General features: G+C 60.9%; 1 protein-coding gene. It reads right to left on the reverse strand.

The features are described from left to right. A partial coding sequence (locus NMG10_RS25725; protein WP_337994575.1) for an immunoglobulin-like domain-containing protein occupies positions 1-1672 on the reverse strand: 1672 nt, incomplete at both ends.

Raw genomic sequence — 1672 nt, forward strand, 5'->3', positions numbered from 1 at the left:
GGCCTTGGCTTTGTACTCGGCTTCGGTCTGACCGGCTGGAATGACGACTTTGTCGCCGTTCGACAGGGTCACGGTCAGGTCGTGGTCGAGCTTCTGGCTGACCTTGACGGTGAAGGCTGGCTGCTGGTCTTCGGTGACATCGCCTTTGCCGACGATGGTCACGGTGACCTTGTCGCCCTGGTTGTCGGTGCCTGGAGTGCCGGTGCCTGGCTCGTCGGTCACGGTCGTAGTGATCGTGTTGTCGCCGAGGGTCAGCTTCTCGAAGTTATCACCACCGGTAACCGACTCGATCTTGTTGACGATCGAAGGCTGGCCGCCGACGAACACGTCGTCAGGGGCAGTGATGGTGAAGGTGCCGCTGGCGCTGCCAGCCGGAATGGTGACCTTGGTGCCGTCCGACAGGGTGAAGGTCAGGCCGTTATGGCCGTTGACCGGCAGACCCTGGGCGTTGGTCAGCGTCACGGTGTAGGTGATCTGGCCACCTTCGGTGACGGTAGTCTTGTCGGCGGTGAGGGTCGCGACGACTTCGCTGACGGTATCGCTGATCTGTACGGTGGCATTGCCGCCCAGTTCCAGATTTTCGAAGGTCTTGCCATCAACGACTGCATCAGTGATGCCGACGGTCAGCGAGCTGCCATCCTTGAAGACGTCATCGCCCTGGGCATCCGCCTTGTACTCGACCTGGGTCTGGCCAGCCGGAATCACCACCTTGGCGCCATTGCTCAGGGTGACGGTCAGGTCCTGGTCCAGCTTCTGGTTGACCTTGACGGTAAAGGACGGCTGCAGGTCTTCGGTGACATCGCCGTTGCTGACGATAGTGACGGACACCTTGTTGCCGGTATCCGGATCATCAGTGACGGTGGTGGTGAGTGTTTCCTTGCCGAGCGTCAGCTTCTCGAAGTTGTCCGCGCCGCTGACACCTTCAAGCTTGTTCACGATCGAGGGCTGGCCGCCGACGAATACATCGCTCGGGGCGGTGATGGTGAAGGTACCGCTGGCGCTGCCGGCTGGAACGGTGACTTTGGTGCCGTCCGACAGGGTGAAGGTCAGGCCATTGTGGCCGGTGACCGACAGGCCCTGGGCATTGGTCAGGGTCACTGTGTAAGTGATCTGGCCACCTTCGGTGACGGTAGTCTTGTCGGCGGTCAGGGTCGCGACGACTTCGCTTACTGTGTCGGTGATCTGAACCGAGGCATTGCCACCCAGCTCCAGATTCTCGAAGGCCTTGCCATCGACGGCAGCATCGGTGATGCCGACGGTCAGGGTGTCGCCGTCCTTGAAGACGTCATCACCCTGGGCTTTGGCTTTGTATTCGGTTTCGGTCTGGCCTGCTGGGATCACCACCTTGTCGCCGTTGGACAGGGTGACCGTCAGGTCGTGGTCCAGTTTCTGGCTGACCTTGACGGTGAAGGCTGGCTGCTGGTCTTCGGTGACATCGCCTTTGCCGACGATGGTGACGGTGACCTTGTCGCCCTGGTTGTCGGTGCCTGGAGTGCCAGTGCCTGGCTCGTCAGTCACCTTTGTGGTGACCGAGTTGTCGCCGAGAGTCAGCTTCTCGAAGTTATCACCACCGGTAACCGACTCGATCTTGTTGACGATGCTCGGCTGGCCACCGACGAATACGTCGTCCGGTGCAGTGATGGTGAAGGTGCCGCTGGCGCTACCGGCAGGA

The organism is Pseudomonas sp. DVZ6 (assembly GCF_024259445.1).
Taxonomy (GTDB): Bacteria; Pseudomonadota; Gammaproteobacteria; order Pseudomonadales; family Pseudomonadaceae; genus Aquipseudomonas; species Aquipseudomonas peradeniyensis.